Here is a 20,121-nt window from a genome sequence, read left to right as displayed (position 1 = left end):
GCTTAACAGATTCTTTTTTCTTAATTATACAAGGGTTTTACTATGAAATTAATATAGGAATGGAATATTGAAAAGGATATATCAATAATAATTAATTTAATAAAAAATATATGAAATAAATATATCAATTATGGAATTAAATCTTGCCTTGGAGTGCACTTTAAGTGGTAGACTAAGGATAATAAGTTAAATGTTAGCGAAAATAATAGGAGAGTATAAAGATTATGGGGAAAAGAATATTAGTATTTTTGTCTGGGAGAAATGATGGTAGTACAAATGTATTATGTGATGAATTTATTAATGGAGCTAAGGAATCAGGAAATTATGTAGAAAAAATATTAGTAAATAATAAAAATATTAATTACTGTTTAGGTTGTAGAGCTTGCAAATTAAATAAAGGAATATGTATTCATAAGGATGATATGACGGAAATTTTAGATAAAATAATAAGCTCAAATATAATAGTTTTTGCATCACCAGTATACTTTTATAGCTTTAATGCACAAATGAAAGCAATTATGGACAGAACTTATGCTAAGTTAGAAAGTATAAAAGATAAGGAAGCTTATCTTATTATAAGTGGAGCAGCACCTACTAAAAATTATATGAATACAATTGTAGAATCTTTTGAAAAATACATTGATTGTTTTGAAAACATTGAGTTAAGGGGGATAATCTATGGCTGTGGGGCAATTGAAAAAGACTTTTTAAAAGGAAAAGATGTAATAAAAGAAGCATATGATATGGGAAAATCTATAATATAGATTTTCCCATATCATATGCTTTATAATAGATAATTAGATTTTAAGTTTTCTAAATGCTAAAGGGGTTTTACCATGAGTTTTTTTAAACATTTTAACGAAATTACCACTATAATTATAGCCAAGTTGTTTAGAGATTTCATCAATACTTAACTCAGTTGTAGATAATAAATTTTCTGCCATTGTCATTCTAATAGAATTAGTATATTCACTAATAGACATATGATATTTTGCAGAAAATCCTGCCTTTAATTTTTGTTCATTTAAAAATACAATTTTACTTAAAGCCTTTATAGTGGGAGGATTACAGGCTTCTTCCGTTAATATATCATGAGCTTTTTGTATTGCATGTGCATCTGATGCAGTTAATGTAATATATCTATCTTTTCCTATCTTAATTTTTCCATAGTTTAATTGATTAGTAAAAACATTTTCTGGTGAAGAATTCAACTCCTTGGAAAGTAAAGCTATAGATTCTAAAATTTTGCTTTCTAAATATATAGGGGTAAGTTCATTGACTTCAGACATACTTCTTAGTCTTTGAATAATCGTAGAGATTTCAAGTGGAAGATATCTATATGTATAATTACTAATAAAGTTATCAAAGTCTAAAGTATTGGGGAAGTTTGGTCTGATTACTTCATCAAAGTATTTTTTGTAAATTGTTATTTCAGCTCCATGAAAGTGTTGACCTTTCTTCCAAAACTGTTTCCCTTGAATTGTTTTTTCCACTACAAAAAATGAGGATGGAGTGAAAGAAGAAACAGGATTATCTTCTATTTCAAAAGAAGTTTCACCAGTATAAACAGTACCAAACCTCATTATTTCTTCATTATGATCAAAAGAAATAGAAAAATCTGCAGGGATAGTGTAATCACCTATGCCAAAGTCATAATATTCTTCACGTGAATATTTAATAAAATGCCCAAGTTCAGGATTATTTTCATTTTTATATATAGTATAATTTTTAGTTTCATATGGTTTAAAAGTCATTTTATTTAAAACGGTAGCTTGAAAATCTTTTGTTGTTTTAGAAATCATGATATACCTCTATATTAATAATAATTAAAGTAAATATATTATAATTATAAGTATTTACAATAAAAAATAAATAATTAGTTTAATAGATTATAGAAATTATTTATAAGTAATTTGGATAAAATAAATTTAGTTAAATACAAAATAAATTATTATAATAGATGATAAAATTATTAAATTAGATGTAAGGATTGAAATGAGAATGACTCTCATATACAATCAACTTACAGTCGACGAGAAAAAACAGAAGTTAATTATAAAATAAATGGAGGTACAAAATGAAGAATAAAGTTTTAAAAGCAATAGTGGCAACTTGTATGACAGCTATGATGTTTGTTGGATGTGCTAGCAACGGGACAGCAAATGAAGACAAAACAACTGAAAATACTGTAACAGTTACAGATGTAAGAGGAGATGTTGAAATACCAGCAGATCCACAAAGAATAGTAGATTTAAGTGGGAACAGTGATATATTATCAATCTTAGGATATGATGTTGTAGGTACTGCAAATAGTGATGCTTATGATTACACTAAATTCCCTTCATATTTAGAAGAAACATTAAAAGGTGCTGAAATTTTAGGATATAGCATGCAAGATACTATGGATGTAGAAGCGGTTATGAACTTAAATCCAGATTTAATAGTTATATCAACAGTTCAAGAAAAAATGTATGATGCATTAAGTGAAATTGCTCCAACAGTTATGATTCAATTAGAAGCTTTAAATTGGAAAGATGATGTTAGAACTTTAGCAAAAGTATTTAATAAAGAAGATGTTGCTAATGAATGGATAGCTAATTACGAAAATAAAGCTAAAGAAGCTGGAGATAAAATCAAAGCTGAATATGGTGAAGACACAACTTATCTTTCATTCTTAGCAAGTGGTGGACAATTCTTCATATTTGATGGTGCAGGATTTGGTGATGTATTATATAACGATATGGGATTAGCTAAACCAGCAGGAATGCCAGAACAAACAGACATTAGCTTACCAGTTGTAACTTATGAAGGTTTAGCAGCAATTCAATCTGATTATATATTCGTAATTGCAACGGATGAAGATTTAGCTCAATTAGAAGCAAATAGCATTTGGAACAACTTACCTGCAGTTAAAAATGGTAATGTAGTAGTATTAGAATCATCACCATACTTTAACCAAGGATATAGCTCAATTGGAAGAGAAATATTAGTAGATGAAATAGGTGACATGTTAAATGAAACAAAGTAATAAACGTACAATAATATTTGTAATTTGTAGTTTGTTACTCTTAATAGGAGGATTGACTTTAGCCATTAGGCTAGGGTCAGTCCATATTACGTTTAAGGATATTTGGAATAGTATATTTAATTATAATGAAACATTAGAACTTATGTTAGTTAGAGATGTACGTATTCCAAGGGCTTTAGCTGTATTATTTACAGGTGGGGTATTAGGAGTAACAGGGGCAATGATTCAAGGTGTTACTAGAAATCCAATAGCTGAACCATCTATCTTAGGTATAAGCCAAGGAGCAACTTTAGTAATAGCTATTTTTTATGCAGCAGGAATAGGAATAACTACTCGAAATGTAATGATAGCTTCTTTTATAGGAGCATTAATAACGGGAATTATAGTTTTAGGATTTATATCGAAAAAAGCAAATAATAACTCAATTGCAAAGATACTTTTAGCAGGAACAGCTATGAGTACATTTTTCATTTCTTTAACTACAGTAATTGGTCTTTTATCAAATCAATCTCAAATGATAGGATTTTGGGTATCTGGAGGTTTTAGAAATGCAAGTTGGGCAGATTTCAAATTAATTTTTGTAGTAGGAGTTATAGGACTTATTATAGCAGTATTTTTATCACCAAAGATAAACATATTAAATTTAGGTGATGACGTTGCAATTGGACTTGGAGAAAATCCAGAAAAAATAAGATTCGTAACCCTTATGGTTATGATACCAATGTGTGCAGCGGCAGTTGCAGTAGGTAAAAATATAGCATTTGTAGGGTTAATAGTACCTCAAATAGTTAGAAAATTATTAGGTGAAGATTATAGAAGAAATATTCCATGTTCATTTTTACTTGGAGCAGTTCTTTTAACATTTGCAGATGTTGCAGCAAGAATGATATTTAATCCTTATGAAACACCAATTGGAGTATTTACAGCATTAATAGGAATACCATTCTTTATATCAGTAGCTAGAAAGGAGAGAGGATAATGAATAAGAAAAATTTTAAATTAGTTATAGCAATTTTACTTGTCTTATTAGTAGTCTCTTTTATGGTTACATTATGTTGGGGAACATATAAGATTTCACCTTCAGAAGTTATAAATACTCTTTTAGGAAATGGGACTAAGCTTCAAAATACAGCAATATTAACTATTAGACTTCCAAGACTTTTAGTTGGTATGTTTGTAGCAGTTGCATTATCAACAGCAGGAGCAATTCTTCAAACTGTAACTAAAAATGATTTAGCAGATACAGGAATAATAGGGATAAATGCTGGGGCAGCAGTTGCAGCAGTATTATTTATTACATATTCAACTGGAGCATATTATAGTGAGCTTGGACAATTATCAATATTTGTACTACCAGCTATGGCTATAATAGGTGCAGCAGTTACGGCATTCATAATATATATGATGTCTAGTAGAAAGGGAATAAAACCAAAAAGACTTTTATTAATTGGTATTGGATTAAATGCCGGTCTTAATGCATTTATAACATTCTTTACTTTTAGAGGTGGTGTTGGAGACTATAATAGAGTATTAGTTTGGACATCGGGAAGCCTTTGGGGATCAGGATGGAGCTATGCAAAGGTAATAATCCCAATAGTAGCAATAATGTTTATAGTAGTTTTATTAAATCATAAAAAGTTAGATGTTTTAAATCTTTCAGATGAACTTGCTATATCATTAGGTTTAAATTTAGAAAAGGAAAGAAAAAAATTCTTAACTTTTGCAGTGATTTTGGCAGGGACAGCAACAGCTTTTGCAGGTAATATAGGATTTTTAGGACTTATATCTCCTCATATTGCAAGAAAGTTAGTTGGACCTTATCATAAAAAGTTTATTACAGTTTCAGCAATGATAAGTATTATTATAGTTATTCTTGCAGATGCAGTTTCAAGAAATTTATTCTCTCCAATTGAAATTCCAGTAGGAATAACAGTATCAATATTTGGAGTACCATATTTTATTTATTTAATGATGAAGGAGAAATAATTATGGAAGCTATTAGTGTAAAGAATTTAAGCGTGGCATATGAAAATAATACTATAATTGAAGATATGAGTTTATCAATACCAAAGGGAAAAATAAGCATAATAATTGGAGCAAATGGATGCGGTAAATCAACTTTACTTAAGACTATAGCAAGAATTAATAAGCCTAAAAGTGGTGATATCTTCATTAATAATAAAAATATAAAAAAGGTAAAAGAAAAGAATATAGCAAAAGAAGTTGCATTCTTACCTCAAGGACCAGTTTGTCCAGATGGACTTACAGTAAGAGAACTTGTTGCTTTTGGTAGATTTCCTCATCAAAAAATGATTGGTGGACTTACTAGTCATGATAAGGAACTTATTGATTGGGCAATAGAAGAAACAGGTCTTAGTGAATTTGCTGATAGAGGAGTTGAAAACTTATCTGGAGGGCAAAGACAAAGAGCGTGGATTGCTATGACGTTAGCTCAAGAAACTGAAATAATAATGCTTGATGAGCCAACAACTTACTTAGATATGTCTTATCAACTTGAAGTGTTAGAAGTGCTTCAAAAACTTAATAAAGAAAAGAAGATAACAGTAGTTATAGTTCTTCATGAGCTTAATAATGCTTGTAGGTTTGCAGATAATATTATTGGTCTTAAAAAAGGAAAGATTATTTGTGAGGGAAGACCGTTAGATGTAATTAATAAAGAAAACTTAAACACTATATATGGAATAGATGCGAACCTTACAATAAGTGAAGATGGTAAGTATCCAATATGTATGGAATATGACTTATTCAGGGGGATAAATGAAAAATAAGAATTTTATAATAATAGTTATAGGACAGATTATTTCTTTATTTGGAAATGCAATTCAAAGATTTAGTATGTCACTATATTTGTTGGAGTTTACAGGGAGTACAGCTACCTTTTCAACAATATTAGCAATATCTACTATACCTTATATAGTCTTTGCACCAATTTCAGGTAGGTTATCTGATAATATAAATAGAAAAAAGATAATGGTATGGCTAGATTTATTTTGCTTCATATTAATTGGAAGTTATGCATTCATATTACTTAGAGGAAATGATAGTGCATTAATAGTTGGAACTGTTATGTTTATGTTATCGATATGTGCCACTTTATATGGACCAGCAGTAACATCTTCAATACCACAAATAGTAGAGGAAGAAAGGCTGACTTCTGCAAATGGAATAATAAATCAAGTTGGATCTATTGTTAACTTTGCAGGACCAATACTTGCAGGATTACTTTATGGATTTTTAGGTATAAAAATAATTGTAATAATAAATGCAGTAAGCTTTTTAATTTCTGCAATAATGGAAATGTTCTTAGATATTCCAGATGTAGTAAAGACAAATATAGTTACTGATAATGAGATAGCTGTATCAAAGGATGAAGAAAAAATATTATCTATGAACTTTATTAAAAAGTCTTTCGCAGATATGAAAGAAAGTTTTATTTACTTAAAAAATGAAAAGAAAATTGTACTTGGAATTATAGCATCTTATGCTTTATGTAATATTTTCTTAGTTCCAATATTATCAATAGTTGCACCATATTTTATAAATGTGTTCTTAGGACTTTCTTCAGAAATATACGGGCTAGTAGAAGGTGTTTGTGTTTTAGGAATGATATTAGGCGGATTTTGGATTAGTGTAAAACCTAATATGTTTTCTATGAAAAAGGTACATTACACATATTTCCCAATGATAGCAGGAGTTATTGTAATGTCGACTTTAGGATTTATAAAGTTAAATAATTATGCTTTAGCTGGAATATTTGCAATTGGTGGACTTGCAATAATGTTATCTTTATCATTATCAAATGTATTAACTTTAACATTTATACAAAAGCAAGTACCGGGAGAAATGCTTGGACGAGTATCTGCATTTTCAACGGCAGTAGCAACTATAAGTGTTGCACCAGGTCAGTTATTATTTGGACAAGTTATAGATATGGGAATACCAATAGGAGTTATATTATTAGTTTCTGCAATATTTAATATAGGGCTTATGCTATTTATTAAGAGGAACGTAAGAGGTTTAAAAGAAACTTAAATTTTATAAATAAACCATGTAGGGAATATACCTATGTGGTTTTTTATATAAAAAGATAAATAGGGTAAATTAAATATATACTAATTAATATTGCTTTGAAAAAATAATATATTTTGGTAAACTTATGTATAATTATTAATTAATTAGATTGGAAGGTAGAGATAATATGAAAAAACAAATTTGGGATTATATATCAACGATATTAATAATTATAAATGGTATCATTTGTATTATTTATCATGAAGAAATGATTGGATGGTTACCGAGTATTTGTGCTATAGTATTGCTTATAAAAGGAACTATAAAAATGATAGAGGGAATTAAGGAAAAGGACTATGCAAGTTTAGAAGAGAAAAAATTAGAAAGATCGATTGTAATAATAGCAGTTGCTATAGCTATACTTATTCAAAGAGAGAATGCATTAGTTGTGGTAGTTATCTTTTGGGGATTATCAGGTTTGAATAAATCAGCAAATTATTTAAATGAAGCATTATATTATTTTTCTAAAAGGAAGGGTGGATTTTTATCATTAATAAAAGCAATAATTGAATTTACATTATCAATTTTATTGATTTTTGATCCATTAGGAAAGGCAACAGAGCATATATTAATATTAGGATTTGAATTGATTATTGAAGGTGTGTTTGAAATGATAAGTATTCATAATGGAAAAGAAGAGATTATGGATTAAATTCTAATTTCAAAAAGACATTAGAGTAATTTACTGTAGTTACAAAGTACGCAGTATTATGTGGATGACAAAAAAATATAGAATAGATGTTATTTAAACTAAAAAATAACTATAGGGTAATATGTTTGTAATATTTACTCTATAGTTTTTTTATTTAAGTAATTAATTAGATGAAGAATCATGTTCTTCTTCAATATAAGTCATTTTTATTTGGCCAATGACTTGTTGAGATGCATATATATTTCCCCATTCTTTGCCGTTAGGGCAATTATTCGGAAGGGAGAAAGATAGGTGTACTTGATTTGTATATGGTTTAACTAAATTATATAAATCCTTATAGTCTATATGAGGTATTATTTTACAGAGGGAAACCTTGCTTTCACCTAATTCTTTAATTTCAACTTTATACATTATTTTGACTCCTAAATTCATTAATACATTATATATTTATTATATTTATGATGTTTTAGAATGTTAAAAAGTAAAATAAATTTTTTAGTGTATAAATTATATTTATTTTTAAAGTTTATAGTTTTAGTAATTCAAGTAGTAATAATAAGATAGGTATTTAGTTAATCAAAAAAGAGATTGTACATTTTTATACAATCTCTTTTAAATATATTAAGCAGCTTTATTAGCAGCTTCTAATTCATTTTTTTTAACTATATTATATCTTATGTTAACGATAAGTGCTAATACAACACCTAAAGCAGTTACTCCGATATCAAATAATATTACGTGACTTAAGTTTATATCTGCTAATATACCAGTGATACTTGGAACTACAGTAGAAGCTATACTTGAAGCTGTAAACACTATACCAGTAATTTTACCCTTGCTTGATGGGAATAATTCTGACATTGAAGTTAAAGCAAGTTGTAAAACTCCACCTGCAGCAGAGAATCCAATTACGAATGCTGCAACTACGCAAGTAATAGTGCTTGGGAACATCCAAAGTACTGTTAACATTATTAAAGATATTAATGGGTAAACAAATGTAAATCTAACTTGTTTGATCCATTTAGCAACTAATATTGAAGTAACAAATACAGATACTATTGAACCAGTACTGTAGATACTTATTAATTTTAATGAAACTGTTTGCTCAACACCAGCAACTTCTCTTGCGAATGATGGTAACCAGTTTGCGATTATTTGGAATGTTGCAGTAGCAGTAAATCCAATTAAGATTAAGCAGATACCTTCAATCCAGAAGTTAGCCTTAACAGTAGATTCAACTTTTTCTTCTGTAGTAGCTTCGCTTTTTTCAACAGCCTTAAATTCAGGGAATTTAAGTTTGAATATAAATAATCCGTTTATTAAGAATACTACGATACAGAAGATGAATGACCATCCAAAGTAAAGATTGTTAGCAATTAAGAAGCTTATTATCCATGGTAATACGAATTGACCAGCTGAGATAAATGCTTTTATTGCAACGTTAGCACTTCCTGATGCTTCAGGGAAACATTCAGTTAATGCAGGATAAGTACCAGCATCCATGAATGAGTTAGCCATACCAGCTAATAAAGCAAAGAAGAATGCCATTGTAACATTATTACTAATTAATATACCACCCATGAATAATACATAAGTTCCCATACCTAAAAGTACGAATGGTTTTCTACCATATTTATCTGATAATATACCAGAGACAAATAAAACAATTAATCTACCTAATCCAAGTGCTGAGATAACATAAGATACTCCAGCGTTATTAGTGTTAAATTGTTCCATTAAGAAATCAATATTTTGGGCTAATATTATACAACCCATACCATGTATAAAGTAGTTAATATACATAGATAATGCCGTAGGCAAATACTTGTTTTTTGTAAGTGTATTTTGCATTTTAATACTCCTTTTGATAAAAATTTAACGTTGTTATGTATAAGTTCCATATTTATTTTACAAGATAAATTTTAATATAATATTTTCAATTATTCTAATACATATTTTTTTGAATATTTATAGAAAATATCTATAGATATGATATAATAATTTAGAATTAAGTAAGAAAGCATAATTTTAAATAAGTTTGTATATTAACAAACAACAATATCAAAAATGGAAAGGAGTATATTTATGAATTTAAATCATTTAAGTTATTTTAGAGTACTAGCAAAGTTAGAGCATTATACTCAAGCAGCAGAAGAATTATCTATAACCCAACCAAGTTTAAGTCATGCTATGTCTGCACTCGAAAAAGATTTGGGGACTTATCTTTTTGAAAAACAAGGTAGAAACATTAAATTAACTAAGTATGGAAAAATTTATTATGAATATGTAGATAAAGCACTAAGTGAATTAGAAAGAGGAGAGAAAAAATTAAAGGAACTTACTAATGTATCTACAGGTACAATTGAATTAGGTTATATTTATACATTAGGACCTAATTTTGTACCAAAGTTAATAAAAAACTTTACTAATGCAGATGAAAATAAGAATATAAAATTTTTATTTGGTCAAGGAACAACCCAATCACTAATCAAAGATTTGAAAGAAGAAAAATATGATATGGTCTTTTGTTCATTAGTAGATGATGAACCGGATATTGAATTTATACCAATTGCAAACGAAGAGTTAGTTGTAATAGTATCAAATGAGCATCCTTTGGCAAAAAATGAATTTATAGATTTAAGTGAAGTAGGTAATTATCCTTTTATAGGATTTAGTGAAAAAAGTGGAATTAGATCATTAATATCGGATTTATTTAAAGAAGTTGATATTAATCCTAATATAATTTGTGAAGTTGAAGAAGATAATGCTGTTGCTGGATTAGTTGAAATAAATTATGGAATAGCAGTAGTTCCTAAAATATCATCATTAAAGTATTATAATGTAAAAGTATTACCTATAATAAATCCAAAGCATGAAAGGTTTATATATTTAGCAACATTAAAAAATAGATATTTAACACCATCTGTAAATTTATTTAAAAAGTATAGTATAGAATATGGTAAAAACAATTTTTTAAATAAATAAGATGAAGTTTAATGATATAATATTTTGAAAGAAAAAATTGATTGTAGTATATTTTTAGAGGTGATATTTTGGAATATATTAATGATATAAATATTCAGGAAGCAGTAATACATATTCTTGATAATAATTCATCAGAACCAGTATTAAATGAATATACATTAGAACTAACCGAAGATATTTATAAATTTTTACATAAGCATATTGAAAAGTGTTTAAAAGATGAAGAGTTAAAAACAGCAGTATTTAATTCTGAAAGAAACATAGTTAAAGAAATAGTACAGGATTATTTGAATGGTGTAGATTCAGATATTTTAGGATTATCTAAGGAGCTTGCAAGACAATTATTTTTGATAATGAAGGGGAATGTTAATATTCCATCATGTGATTTAATAATAGTTTCATTAGTTACAGATGTTGGACCTATGATAGGGATACTAAAGATGGATTACGTAAAGAATTTTACTCATTCAGTTGAATTTGTTAATGACAAGATAGGGATAGGAATAGTACCTCAAGCAGCTGGTCTTCCAGCAAGTAGTCAAAGAATTCAAAAAGCAGCATTTATTAAACCAATAAGAGAAGATAACGTATTTGATTTATATGTTATTGATAAGCAAAAGAAGTCTAATGATGATGATGAATATGGTGCAAATTATTTTATGAATAGTTTTTTAGGATGTAGCATTGTAGCAAATAAAAGAGATATGACAAAGACATTCTTAAAAGCTTCAGAAGCTTGGACTAGAAGTAATGTTAGTGAAAATGCTGAACAAGCAGAGAAAATAAGAACAACAATAAAAAGTAAGCTTAAAGAAGAGGATTCTATTAACATAGAAGAAGTTTCTAAAGAATTATTTAAAGATAATCCTACTCAAAAACAGGATTTTGAAATATTTATGAAGGGCAATGGATTAGAAAATGAAGTGTCTGTAGATAAGGCATGGGTAGAAAAGAAACTTAAGAGAGTAAGACTTAAGATTGATAAGGATATTGATTTATATATAAATGAAGAAGCTTACCATGATGATTCTAAGTTTGAAATTCAACGTAATGGTGATGGAAGTATCAATATGATAATTAAACATGTCATAAATTACATAGAAAAATAAAAGGCGGGACTTAATAGTCCTGCCTTTTATGATAATAATTTTACTAAAACTGCTTTTTGTGCATGAAGTCTGTTTTCAGCTTCTTCAAATATAACATCAGAATTAGCTTCAAGAACATCTTCAGTAATTTCTTCTTCTCTATGAGCAGGAAGGCAGTGAAGAACTATTGCATCAGCTTTAGCAAGTTTCATTAAATCACTATTTACTTGATAGCCTTTAAATGCAATTTGTCTTTTTTTAGCTTCATCTTCTTGTCCCATACTAGCCCAAACATCAGTAATTATAACATCAGCATCAACTACAGCATCTTCAGGATTTTCTGTCATTATAAAAGAAACATTGTTTTCTTTTGCTAACTCTAGACCCTTATCTGTATAATATTGTGGAGGTTTATATCCTATTGGATTTGCTATTGATAAGTGCATTCCAATGGTTAAGCAACCTACTATCAAAGAGTTACACATGTTATTTCCATCACCGATGTAAGCAACTTTTAAACCTTCTAATATAAGCTTTTTCTCCCTAATAGTCATTAAATCCGCCAATACTTGACATGGATGTTCTTCATCTGTTAATCCATTAATTATTGGAATAGAAGAACACTCAGCTAAAGTTTCAATTCCTTTCTGTGAAAAAGTTCTAATCATAATTCCATCTAAATATCTAGATAAAACTCTGGCTGTATCTTGAATAGGTTCCCCACGACCTATTTGAAGATCCTTTGAGCTTAAAAATAGAGGATGCCCACCAAGTTGATACATTCCAACTTCAAAAGACACTCTTGTACGAGTTGAAGCTTTTTCGAAAATCATACCTAATGATTTACCTTTAAGTAAAGGATGGTCGATACCATGTTTTCTTTCATATTTTAATTGATCAGCAAGATTTAATATATCTAAAATTTCCTCTTTAGAAAGATTATCCATACGTAATAAGTCTTTATTCATAAAAAATGCCCCCTTTTTTATAGTTAAGAGTTAGTAGTTAAGAATTATGGTTAATAGTTAAGGAATAAATTCAAATTGGCTGAATTTGAAAAATATTATTAACTAAAAACTATTAACTCAAAACTGATACTAGCGTGTCTACTCCAGTTTTTACATCTTCCATAGTGATGTTTAGTGGTGGTAATAGTCTAATTACATTTTTACCGGCAGTTAATACAAGTAGTCCTTTTTCAAGTGCCTTATTTTGAATAATAGAAGAATCACCATAAATTTCGATACCAAGCATTAACCCTAAGCCTCTAACATCTTTAACAATTTTAATATTTTCATTTAAAATAGATTGTTTTATATATTCGCCTTTATATATAATTTCATTGTAGGAGTCTGTGTTGCAAAGCTGATTTAAAACAGATAATCCACCTGCACAAACTACTGGATTACCACCAAAAGTAGAACCATGATCTCCAGGCACAAAGGTAGTTGAAAGATTTTCATTACATAAAACAGCACCTATAGGAAGTCCAGCTCCAAGTCCCTTTGCACAAGTAACTATATCTGGAGTAATATTAAAGCTATTATATCCAAATAAATTACCTGTTCTTGCAATACCGCATTGAACCTCATCGAATATAACTAATACATCATTATCCTTAGCTAATTTACAAGCTTCTAAAATAAAATCTTTATCTAAAGGATGAACTCCACCTTCTCCTTGAATAGCTTCCATCATTATTGCGCAAACATCTGAAGTAAGTTTTTCTTTTAAGTCAGATATTGAATTTGCAATTACATAGTCAAATCCTTCTGGAAAAGGGAAGAAGTAATTATGGAATTTATCTTGGCCAGTAGCAGTTAATGTAGCTAAAGTTCTTCCATGAAAGGATTGCTTTAGTGAAAGAATAGTACCTCTACCTTGTCCATATTTGTTAAAGCTATATTTTCTAGCAAGTTTAATAGCACATTCATTTGCTTCAGCACCAGAGTTAGCAAAGAAAGCCTTACTCATTCCAGAAAGTTCAGTAAGTTTTTTAGCTAAAGCAATTGTAGAACCATTTGAAAAAATATTAGATAGATGTTGGAAAGAATTTAATTGAGAAGTAATTGCTTCTTTCCAGAGGGCGTTATTATATCCTAAGGAATTAACACCAATTCCACTAGTAAAATCTATATATTTTTTATCATTAATGTCATATAAATATGAACCTTCACCATGTGATATTTCAATTGGAAGTGTTGCATAAGTATTCATCAAGTATTCTTTTTGTTGTTCAAGCAATGTCAATTTTACTTCCTCCTTTTTAATAAATTTCCGTTCCAATTCCTTTTTCGGATAAAAGTTCAAGTAGTAGGGAGTGCTCGATTCTTCCATCGATTATATGGGCTTTTTTAACTCCCATTCGAACAGATTCAACACAGCAGCTTATTTTAGGAATCATACCACCATTAATTACTTTATCTACAGTTAATTTAGGAATTTGATGTAATCTTAATGTTGAAATTAAAGTGGATGAATCACTAGGGTCAGTCATTACACCAGGAACATCGGTTAGTAAAATTAATTTTTCAGCTTTTAATGCAGATGCGATCTTAGAAGCACAAGTATCTGCATTAATGTTATAGCTATTATTATCATTTTCACCAATAGCGATAGAAGAAACTACAGGGATAAAGCCAGAGTTCATAGCTAAATATAAAAGTTCTGTATTTACAGAAGTTATTTCGCCAACATATCCCAAATCAACTCCGATTTTTAATTTTTTAGCTTTAATCAATGAACCATCAATTCCAGATAAACCAATAGCTTTTCCACCATCTTTTTCTATAAGTTTTACTAAATCCTTATTAACCTTTCCAGCTAAAACCATTTGAGCAACGTTTATTGTAGTTTCGTCAGTATATCTTAATCCATTTATAAATTTACTTTCGTGATTCATTTTAGTTAATGTATTACTAATATCAGGGCCTCCACCATGAACTATTATTGGATTAATACCAATACATTTCATTAAGATAATATCATTAATTACAGTTTGAGTAAGATTATCGTTAATCATAGCATTTCCGCCATACTTTATGACAATGGTTTTACCATAGTATTCTTGAATATAAGGTAATGCTTGAACTAATATATTTGCATGTTGAGTGTAATTCAATTACTTTCCCTCCTAGATATTCGTTTTTAGAAATTATCTAAATTTACTGTGTCATTCAGGAGTTAAATCATTAATAAAATTTAACTCTAAAACATAATAAAGTATTCTTAACTACGGTAATCCCCGTTTATTTTTACGTAATCATAAGTTAAATCACAGCCCCAAGTTGTTACTTCAGAAGAGCCTAAATTCATATTAACTAAAATTTTGACTTCATTTTGTAATAGAATTTCCTTTGCTTTTTTTTCATCAAAGTTTACTGGAGAACCAGCTTTACAAACTAATATTGTTCCAGTTTCACTAGCAAAAGAAACATCTACTTTTTCAGGATCGAAATCTATATTAGAGTATCCTAAAGCACAAAGAATTCTTCCCCAGTTAGCATCACTACCAAACATAGCTGCTTTAACAAGGCTTGACGTAACTACACTTTTAGAAAGAGTTTCTGCATCTTCTATTGATAATGCATTTTTTACAGTACATTCTATAAGTTTGGTGGCACCTTCACCATCCTTGGCTATTTTCTTTGATATATAAATATTTAAAGCTGTTAATGCTTCTAAAAATAAATTATAATCATCATTTTTTTCAGTTATAGTTTCATTATGGGCAAGACCATTTGCCATAATTAACACCATATCATTAGTGCTGGAATCACCATCAACACTTATTCTATTGTAAGAAACATTAACACTTTGTTTTAAGGCTTCTTTAAGTAGAGAAGGGGATATAGAAAGGTCTGTTGTTATAAAAGAAAGCATAGTAGCCATGTTTGGATGAATCATTCCAGATCCTTTAGCCATTGCAGCTATAGTAACTTTTTTACCATTAAGCTCAATTTCTACTCCTGCTTGCTTTTCAATAGTATCTGTAGTCATAATAGCCATAGATGCATTTTTAGCAGATTCAATATTAGATGATAAACTTCCAACTAGTTGAGGAATTCCATCTTTTATTGCATCTATATTCAAAGGAACACCGATTACACCAGTAGAAGCAACAAGAACATCATCATTTTTTATACTTAATTCTTTAGCACAAAGAGTAGCCATTTTTTTTGCTTTAGCTAAGCCATCATCACCATTACAAGTGTTGGCATTTCCACTATTAACTATTATTGCTTGAGCCTTTTTATTAACTAAGTGCTGCTTGGTTATAGTAAGAGGAGCACCCTTAACTTTATTTTTGGTATATACTCCACAAGAAGTAGCAACAACATCAGAGTATATTAAAGCTAAATCTTTTTTTAATAAACTTTTTTTTAATCCACAATGAATTCCTGAAGCTTTGAAACCAACAGGAGAAGTTACAGTTAAATTTTCATCTATATTAATCATAAAATTACACATCCTTTAATTAAAAGCTTGGAGCTATTAGTTTAAGTCCAGTATTTTGAGGTAAACCTAATATAATATTCATATTTTGAATAGCTTGTCCAGCAGCTCCTTTAACCATATTGTCGATAACACTAACTATAATTAACTTATCTTTTCTATAATTTTGATGAAGAGATATATGACAGTTGTTAGTATATTTTACATGTTTTATCTCGGCAGTGTTACCTAATGGTAATACATGTACAAATTCTTCATTTTCGTATTGTTTCGTATATATTTCATGGATTTTTTCTAAGGTAAGATTATCTTTAGTTTCGCAGTAAATTGTAGATAATATTCCGCGATTGATTGGTAATAGATGAGGTGTAAATGTTACTTCTACACATTCATTTGCCATATAGGACAATGTTTCTTCTATTTCAGGAGTATGTCTATGACTTCCAATTCCATAAGCTGTAAAATTTTCATTTGCTTCTGCAAAATGCGTCTTTAGTGAAAGACCTCTTCCAGCTCCAGTAATTCCAGATTTTGAATCACAAATTATATTTGTAGTATTAATTAAATTATTTTTTAGTAGTGGCATAAGTCCAAGTGAAATACTTGTTGGATAACAACCTGGATTAGCAACTATATTATATTCTTTGATTTTAGAACCATTAAATTCTGGTAATCCATAAATGCTTTGAGGATGAAGAGATTTGCAAGCAAATTTCTTTCCATACCATTCTTCATAAGATTCTTCAGAATTTAATCTAAAATCAGCCCCTAAATCTATTACCTTCTTATTTTTGCTTATTGCTTCTGCTGCAATTTCTTCACTTAAACCATGAGGAAGAGCAGTAAATATTACATCACATTTATTGATAACTTCACTTTTATCTTCACATATCAAAGTTGTTTTATTAAAAAAGCTTCTGTATACAGAGCTTATCTCCTCATCTTTAAAAGTAGAAGAGGAGATAGCTGTAACTATAACATCATCATGATTAAGTAAAAGCCTTAATAATTCAACTCCAACATATCCTGTGGCCCCAATTATTCCTACTTTAAACATGATAAATTCTCCTTATTTGTTTTAATAAATTTTTCTAAAAATTCAATTTGCATTTTTACTGATGAAGAACTAGGGCCCCCAATGACACTTCTTTCTTCAACACAAGTTAATAAATCAATTGCTTTATATATATCTTCTTCAAAAATAGGAGAAAATTCTTTAAATTCTTTTAGAGTTAAATCATCTATAGCAATATCTTTATCAATGCAATAAAGGACTATTCTACCAACAACTTCATGAGCACTTCTAAATGCCATTCCTTTTTTAACAAGATAATCTGCAACATCAGTAGCATTAGTAAATCCACCAGAAGCTGATTTTTTCATATTATCCTTTTTTACCTTCATAGTTTTTATCATTCCATTAAATGTTTGAAGTGAAAGAAGAGCAGTATCTAAGCCATCAAATAAAGCTTCTTTATCTTCTTGCATATCTTTGTTATATGCAAGGGGGATTCCTTTCATTACAGTAAGTAATGTCATTAAATCACCATAAACCCTAGGACACTTACCTCTAACTAATTCTGCAACATCAGGATTTTTCTTTTGAGGCATTATACTGCTTCCAGTACTATAACCATCATCTAGCTCTATAAAATTAAATTCACCAGTGCACCAAAGTATAATTTCTTCAGAAAACCTTGATAGGTGCATCATTATTAATGAAAGTGCAGAAAGAGATTCAATTGCATAATCTCTATCAGAAACAGAGTCTAAACTGTTAAGAGTGATTTTAGAAAAGCCAAGCTGTGATGCTACAAACTCCCTGTCAATAGGGTATGTAGAGGTTGCTAAAGCTCCACTTCCAAGAGGCATTTCATCAAGTCTCTTATAGCAGTCAAAAAGTCTGCCTATATCTCTTTTAAACATTTCGCAATATGCCAATAAATGATGTGCAAATGTAATTGGCTGAGCTTTCTGCATATGAGTATAACCAGGCATTATTGTATTTATATTTTTTTTTGCCTTTTCTAACAGTGTAGTATGAAGATTTAATACTTCATCAATAATTGTTTTTAAATATTTCTTTAAATATAGTTTTGTATCCAAAGTAACTTGGTCATTTCTACTTCTACCAGTATGAAGCTTTTTACCTTCATCACCAATATAATAGGTTAAAATACTTTCAATAAAGCTATGAATATCTTCTGAATCATTATCTATTTGTATAGTTCCATTATCAATTCTAATTAATATTTCTTTTAAGCCTTCAATTATTTTTTCACTATCCTTAAGAGGAATAATTCCTTGCTTACCTAACATTTTAACGTGAGCAAGACTACCCTCGATATCTTCCTTATACATTCTTGAATCAATTGAAATAGAGGAGTTAAAGGTATTAACTAACTCATTAACTCCCTCTGTAAATCTTCCACCCCAAAGCTTCATTTTATTTATCCTTCTTCTTTAAAGAATCTTTCATCTTTGAATTTACAACTGTTGGTAAACCATAAAGATTTATAAATCCTTCAGAGTCTTTTTGATTGTATACGCCATCTTCACCGAAAGTAGCATATTCTTCGCTGTATAATGAATAAGGAGAGTTCATTCCGGCATTAACAATATTGCCTTTATATAGTTTAAGCTTAACATCACCAGTAACTGTTTCTTGAGTTTTAGAAACAAAAGCTGAAAGACTTTCTCTTAGTGGAGTAAACCATTCGCCATTGTAAACTAAATCTGCAAATTTTAATGCAATTGATTGTTTAAAGTGGTGAGTAGCTTTATCTAAGCAAAGTTCTTCTAAGTCAGCATGTGCTTTGTAAAGAATAGTTCCACCTGGAGTTTCGTAAACACCTCTTGATTTCATACCAACAAGCCTATTTTCTACCATATCCATAATACCTATAGCATTTTCTCCACCGATTTTATTTAATTCTTCTATTAATGAAACACCATCCATTTTTATACCATTAAGTGCAACGGGAATGCCCTTTTCAAAAGTTAAAGTAATATAAGTTGCTTTATCAGGTGCAGATTCTATGGTGTTACACATTTCTAAAATCTTATCATATTTAGGTTCATTTTCAGGAAATTCTAAATCTAAACCTTCATGGCTTAAATGCCACAGGTTTTTATCTTTACTATAATTAGTTTCGTAAGTAATTTTTATTGGAATTTCTCTATCTAAAGCATATTGAATCTCTTCTTCACGAGATTTTATATCCCAAATTCTCCAAGGTGCTATAATTGGCATTTCAGGGGCAAAGTTTTTAACTGCAAGTTCAAAACGAACTTGATCATTTCCTTTTCCTGTACAACCGTGACAAATTGCATCTGCACCTTCCTTTTCTGCAATTTCTACAAGTCTCTTTCCAATTAAAGGTCTAGCAAAAGAAGTTCCTAATAAATATTTTCCTTCATACACTGCCCCAGCTTGAAGTGTAGGGAAGATATAATCGTAAACAAATTCCTTTGTTAAATCTTCAATATATATTTTTGATGCCCCAGTTTTTAATGCTTTTTCTTCTAGTCCTTCTAGCTCATCTGCTTGTCCCACATTACCAACAACTGCTATAACTTCACAACCATAAGTTTCTTTAAGCCAAGATATTATTATTGATGTGTCAAGCCCTCCTGAATAAGCTAAAACAACTTTATTAAATTTTTTCATATATAAAAGCCCCCTTTAATTTAGTTAATAGTTATCATTTACTATAAACCAATCATTGTATTTAAATCCATTGAATGGGTATAAACTTGATGTTTATAATTATACACATCTATGTATAATTATGCAATGGTTATTTTTAAATTTGCATAAA

Annotated in this window: 19 protein-coding genes; 9 read left to right on the top strand and 10 right to left on the bottom strand. The window is 29.2% G+C overall.

The genetic code is table 11. The annotated features are described in order from the left end of the window. The first annotated feature begins 224 nt into the window (after nucleotides 1–224). Nucleotides 225–764: a flavodoxin family protein gene (locus tag TY07_RS09335; RefSeq protein WP_042398585.1), complete on the top strand. Its 540-nt coding sequence runs from the start codon at nucleotides 225–227 to the stop codon at nucleotides 762–764. A 33-nt stretch (nucleotides 765–797) separates the two neighbouring features. Here TY07_RS09335 and TY07_RS09330 read toward each other — a convergent pair whose 3' ends face one another. Continuing rightward, nucleotides 798–1,802, bottom strand: coding sequence for a helix-turn-helix domain-containing protein (locus TY07_RS09330; RefSeq protein ID WP_042398582.1), 1,005 nt, complete (start codon nucleotides 1,800–1,802; stop codon nucleotides 798–800). A 275-nt stretch (nucleotides 1,803–2,077) separates the two neighbouring features. Between TY07_RS09330 and TY07_RS09325 the strand changes: the two genes are divergently transcribed. The 6 genes from TY07_RS09325 (at nucleotide 2,078) to TY07_RS09300 (ending at nucleotide 7,772) form a co-directional block, all read left to right on the top strand. After that, nucleotides 2,078–3,028 carry an iron-hydroxamate ABC transporter substrate-binding protein gene (locus TY07_RS09325; RefSeq protein WP_042398579.1) on the top strand — a complete coding sequence of 317 codons (951 nt, stop codon included), beginning with the start codon at nucleotides 2,078–2,080 and terminating at the stop codon, nucleotides 3,026–3,028. Continuing rightward, nucleotides 3,015–4,007 (top strand): FecCD family ABC transporter permease, encoded by a 993-nt coding sequence (locus TY07_RS09320; RefSeq protein WP_042398576.1) that lies wholly within the window; start codon nucleotides 3,015–3,017, stop codon nucleotides 4,005–4,007. The genes TY07_RS09325 and TY07_RS09320 overlap by 14 nt, the downstream gene beginning before the upstream one ends. Next, nucleotides 4,007–5,014, top strand: coding sequence for a FecCD family ABC transporter permease (locus tag TY07_RS09315; RefSeq protein ID WP_042398573.1), 1,008 nt, complete (start codon nucleotides 4,007–4,009; stop codon nucleotides 5,012–5,014). Before TY07_RS09320 ends, TY07_RS09315 begins: the two co-directional genes overlap by 1 nt. 2 nt (nucleotides 5,015–5,016) lie before the next feature. Beyond that, nucleotides 5,017–5,817 (top strand): ABC transporter ATP-binding protein, encoded by an 801-nt coding sequence (locus TY07_RS09310; RefSeq protein WP_042398570.1) that lies wholly within the window; start codon nucleotides 5,017–5,019, stop codon nucleotides 5,815–5,817. Then, nucleotides 5,807–7,081: an MFS transporter gene (locus TY07_RS09305; RefSeq protein ID WP_042398567.1), complete on the top strand. Its 1,275-nt coding sequence runs from the start codon at nucleotides 5,807–5,809 to the stop codon at nucleotides 7,079–7,081. The genes TY07_RS09310 and TY07_RS09305 overlap by 11 nt, the downstream gene beginning before the upstream one ends. A 166-nt stretch (nucleotides 7,082–7,247) precedes the next feature. Continuing rightward, a complete protein-coding gene (locus TY07_RS09300; protein ID WP_042398564.1) occupies nucleotides 7,248–7,772 on the top strand; it encodes a DUF308 domain-containing protein in 525 nt (174 codons plus the stop codon). A gap of 162 nt (nucleotides 7,773–7,934) precedes the next feature. Here TY07_RS09300 and TY07_RS09295 read toward each other — a convergent pair whose 3' ends face one another. Together TY07_RS09295 and TY07_RS09290 are read right to left on the bottom strand one after the other, a co-directional pair. Beyond that, on the bottom strand, nucleotides 7,935–8,183 hold the full coding sequence (locus tag TY07_RS09295; protein ID WP_042398560.1) for a hypothetical protein: 249 nt from the start codon (nucleotides 8,181–8,183) through the stop codon (nucleotides 7,935–7,937). 210 nt (nucleotides 8,184–8,393) lie between these two features. Further along, entirely contained in the window at nucleotides 8,394–9,623 is a 1,230-nt protein-coding gene (locus tag TY07_RS09290) for an MFS transporter (protein ID WP_042398557.1), read from the bottom strand. A 234-nt stretch (nucleotides 9,624–9,857) separates the two neighbouring features. Here TY07_RS09290 and TY07_RS09285 point away from each other — a divergent pair, with 234 nt between their 5' ends. After that, on the top strand, nucleotides 9,858–10,757 hold the full coding sequence (locus tag TY07_RS09285; RefSeq protein WP_042398555.1) for a LysR family transcriptional regulator: 900 nt from the start codon (nucleotides 9,858–9,860) through the stop codon (nucleotides 10,755–10,757). Between the two features lie 68 nt (nucleotides 10,758–10,825). Further along, nucleotides 10,826–11,866, top strand: coding sequence for a nucleoid-associated protein (locus TY07_RS09280; protein ID WP_042398551.1), 1,041 nt, complete (start codon nucleotides 10,826–10,828; stop codon nucleotides 11,864–11,866). Between the two features lie 26 nt (nucleotides 11,867–11,892). Here the strand turns inward: TY07_RS09280 and argF are convergent, their stop codons facing one another. The 7 genes from argF to TY07_RS09245 form a co-directional block, all read right to left on the bottom strand. Continuing rightward, nucleotides 11,893–12,813 carry an ornithine carbamoyltransferase gene (gene argF, locus TY07_RS09275; RefSeq protein WP_042398547.1) on the bottom strand — a complete coding sequence of 307 codons (921 nt, stop codon included), beginning with the start codon at nucleotides 12,811–12,813 and terminating at the stop codon, nucleotides 11,893–11,895. A gap of 112 nt (nucleotides 12,814–12,925) precedes the next feature. Then, nucleotides 12,926–14,062 (bottom strand): aspartate aminotransferase family protein, encoded by a 1,137-nt coding sequence (locus TY07_RS09270; protein WP_042398603.1) that lies wholly within the window; start codon nucleotides 14,060–14,062, stop codon nucleotides 12,926–12,928. Between the two features lie 49 nt (nucleotides 14,063–14,111). Further along, a complete protein-coding gene (gene argB / locus TY07_RS09265) occupies nucleotides 14,112–14,966 on the bottom strand; it encodes an acetylglutamate kinase (protein ID WP_042398544.1) in 855 nt (284 codons plus the stop codon). Nucleotides 14,967–15,073: 107 nt separating this feature from the next. Next, nucleotides 15,074–16,303 (bottom strand): bifunctional ornithine acetyltransferase/N-acetylglutamate synthase, encoded by a 1,230-nt coding sequence (gene argJ, locus TY07_RS09260; RefSeq protein WP_042398542.1) that lies wholly within the window; start codon nucleotides 16,301–16,303, stop codon nucleotides 15,074–15,076. A 19-nt stretch (nucleotides 16,304–16,322) separates the two neighbouring features. Further along, nucleotides 16,323–17,357, bottom strand: a complete 1,035-nt coding sequence (gene argC / locus TY07_RS09255; RefSeq protein ID WP_042398539.1) for an N-acetyl-gamma-glutamyl-phosphate reductase — start codon at nucleotides 17,355–17,357, stop codon at nucleotides 16,323–16,325. Further along, the gene (gene argH / locus TY07_RS09250) at nucleotides 17,345–18,745 is read right to left on the bottom strand and encodes an argininosuccinate lyase (protein ID WP_042398536.1); all 1,401 of its coding nucleotides are present in this window, start codon (nucleotides 18,743–18,745) and stop codon (nucleotides 17,345–17,347) included. The genes argC and argH overlap by 13 nt, the downstream gene beginning before the upstream one ends. 1 nt (nucleotide 18,746) lies before the next feature. After that, the gene (locus tag TY07_RS09245; protein ID WP_042398534.1) at nucleotides 18,747–19,970 is read right to left on the bottom strand and encodes an argininosuccinate synthase; all 1,224 of its coding nucleotides are present in this window, start codon (nucleotides 19,968–19,970) and stop codon (nucleotides 18,747–18,749) included. Nucleotides 19,971–20,121 lie beyond the last annotated feature (151 nt).

The organism is Clostridium saudiense, from assembly GCF_000577815.1.
Lineage (GTDB): Bacteria > Bacillota > Clostridia > Clostridiales > Clostridiaceae > Clostridium > Clostridium saudiense.
Note: the sequence above shows the minus strand (reverse complement) of the source record. Positions and strands in the feature narration are given on the sequence as shown.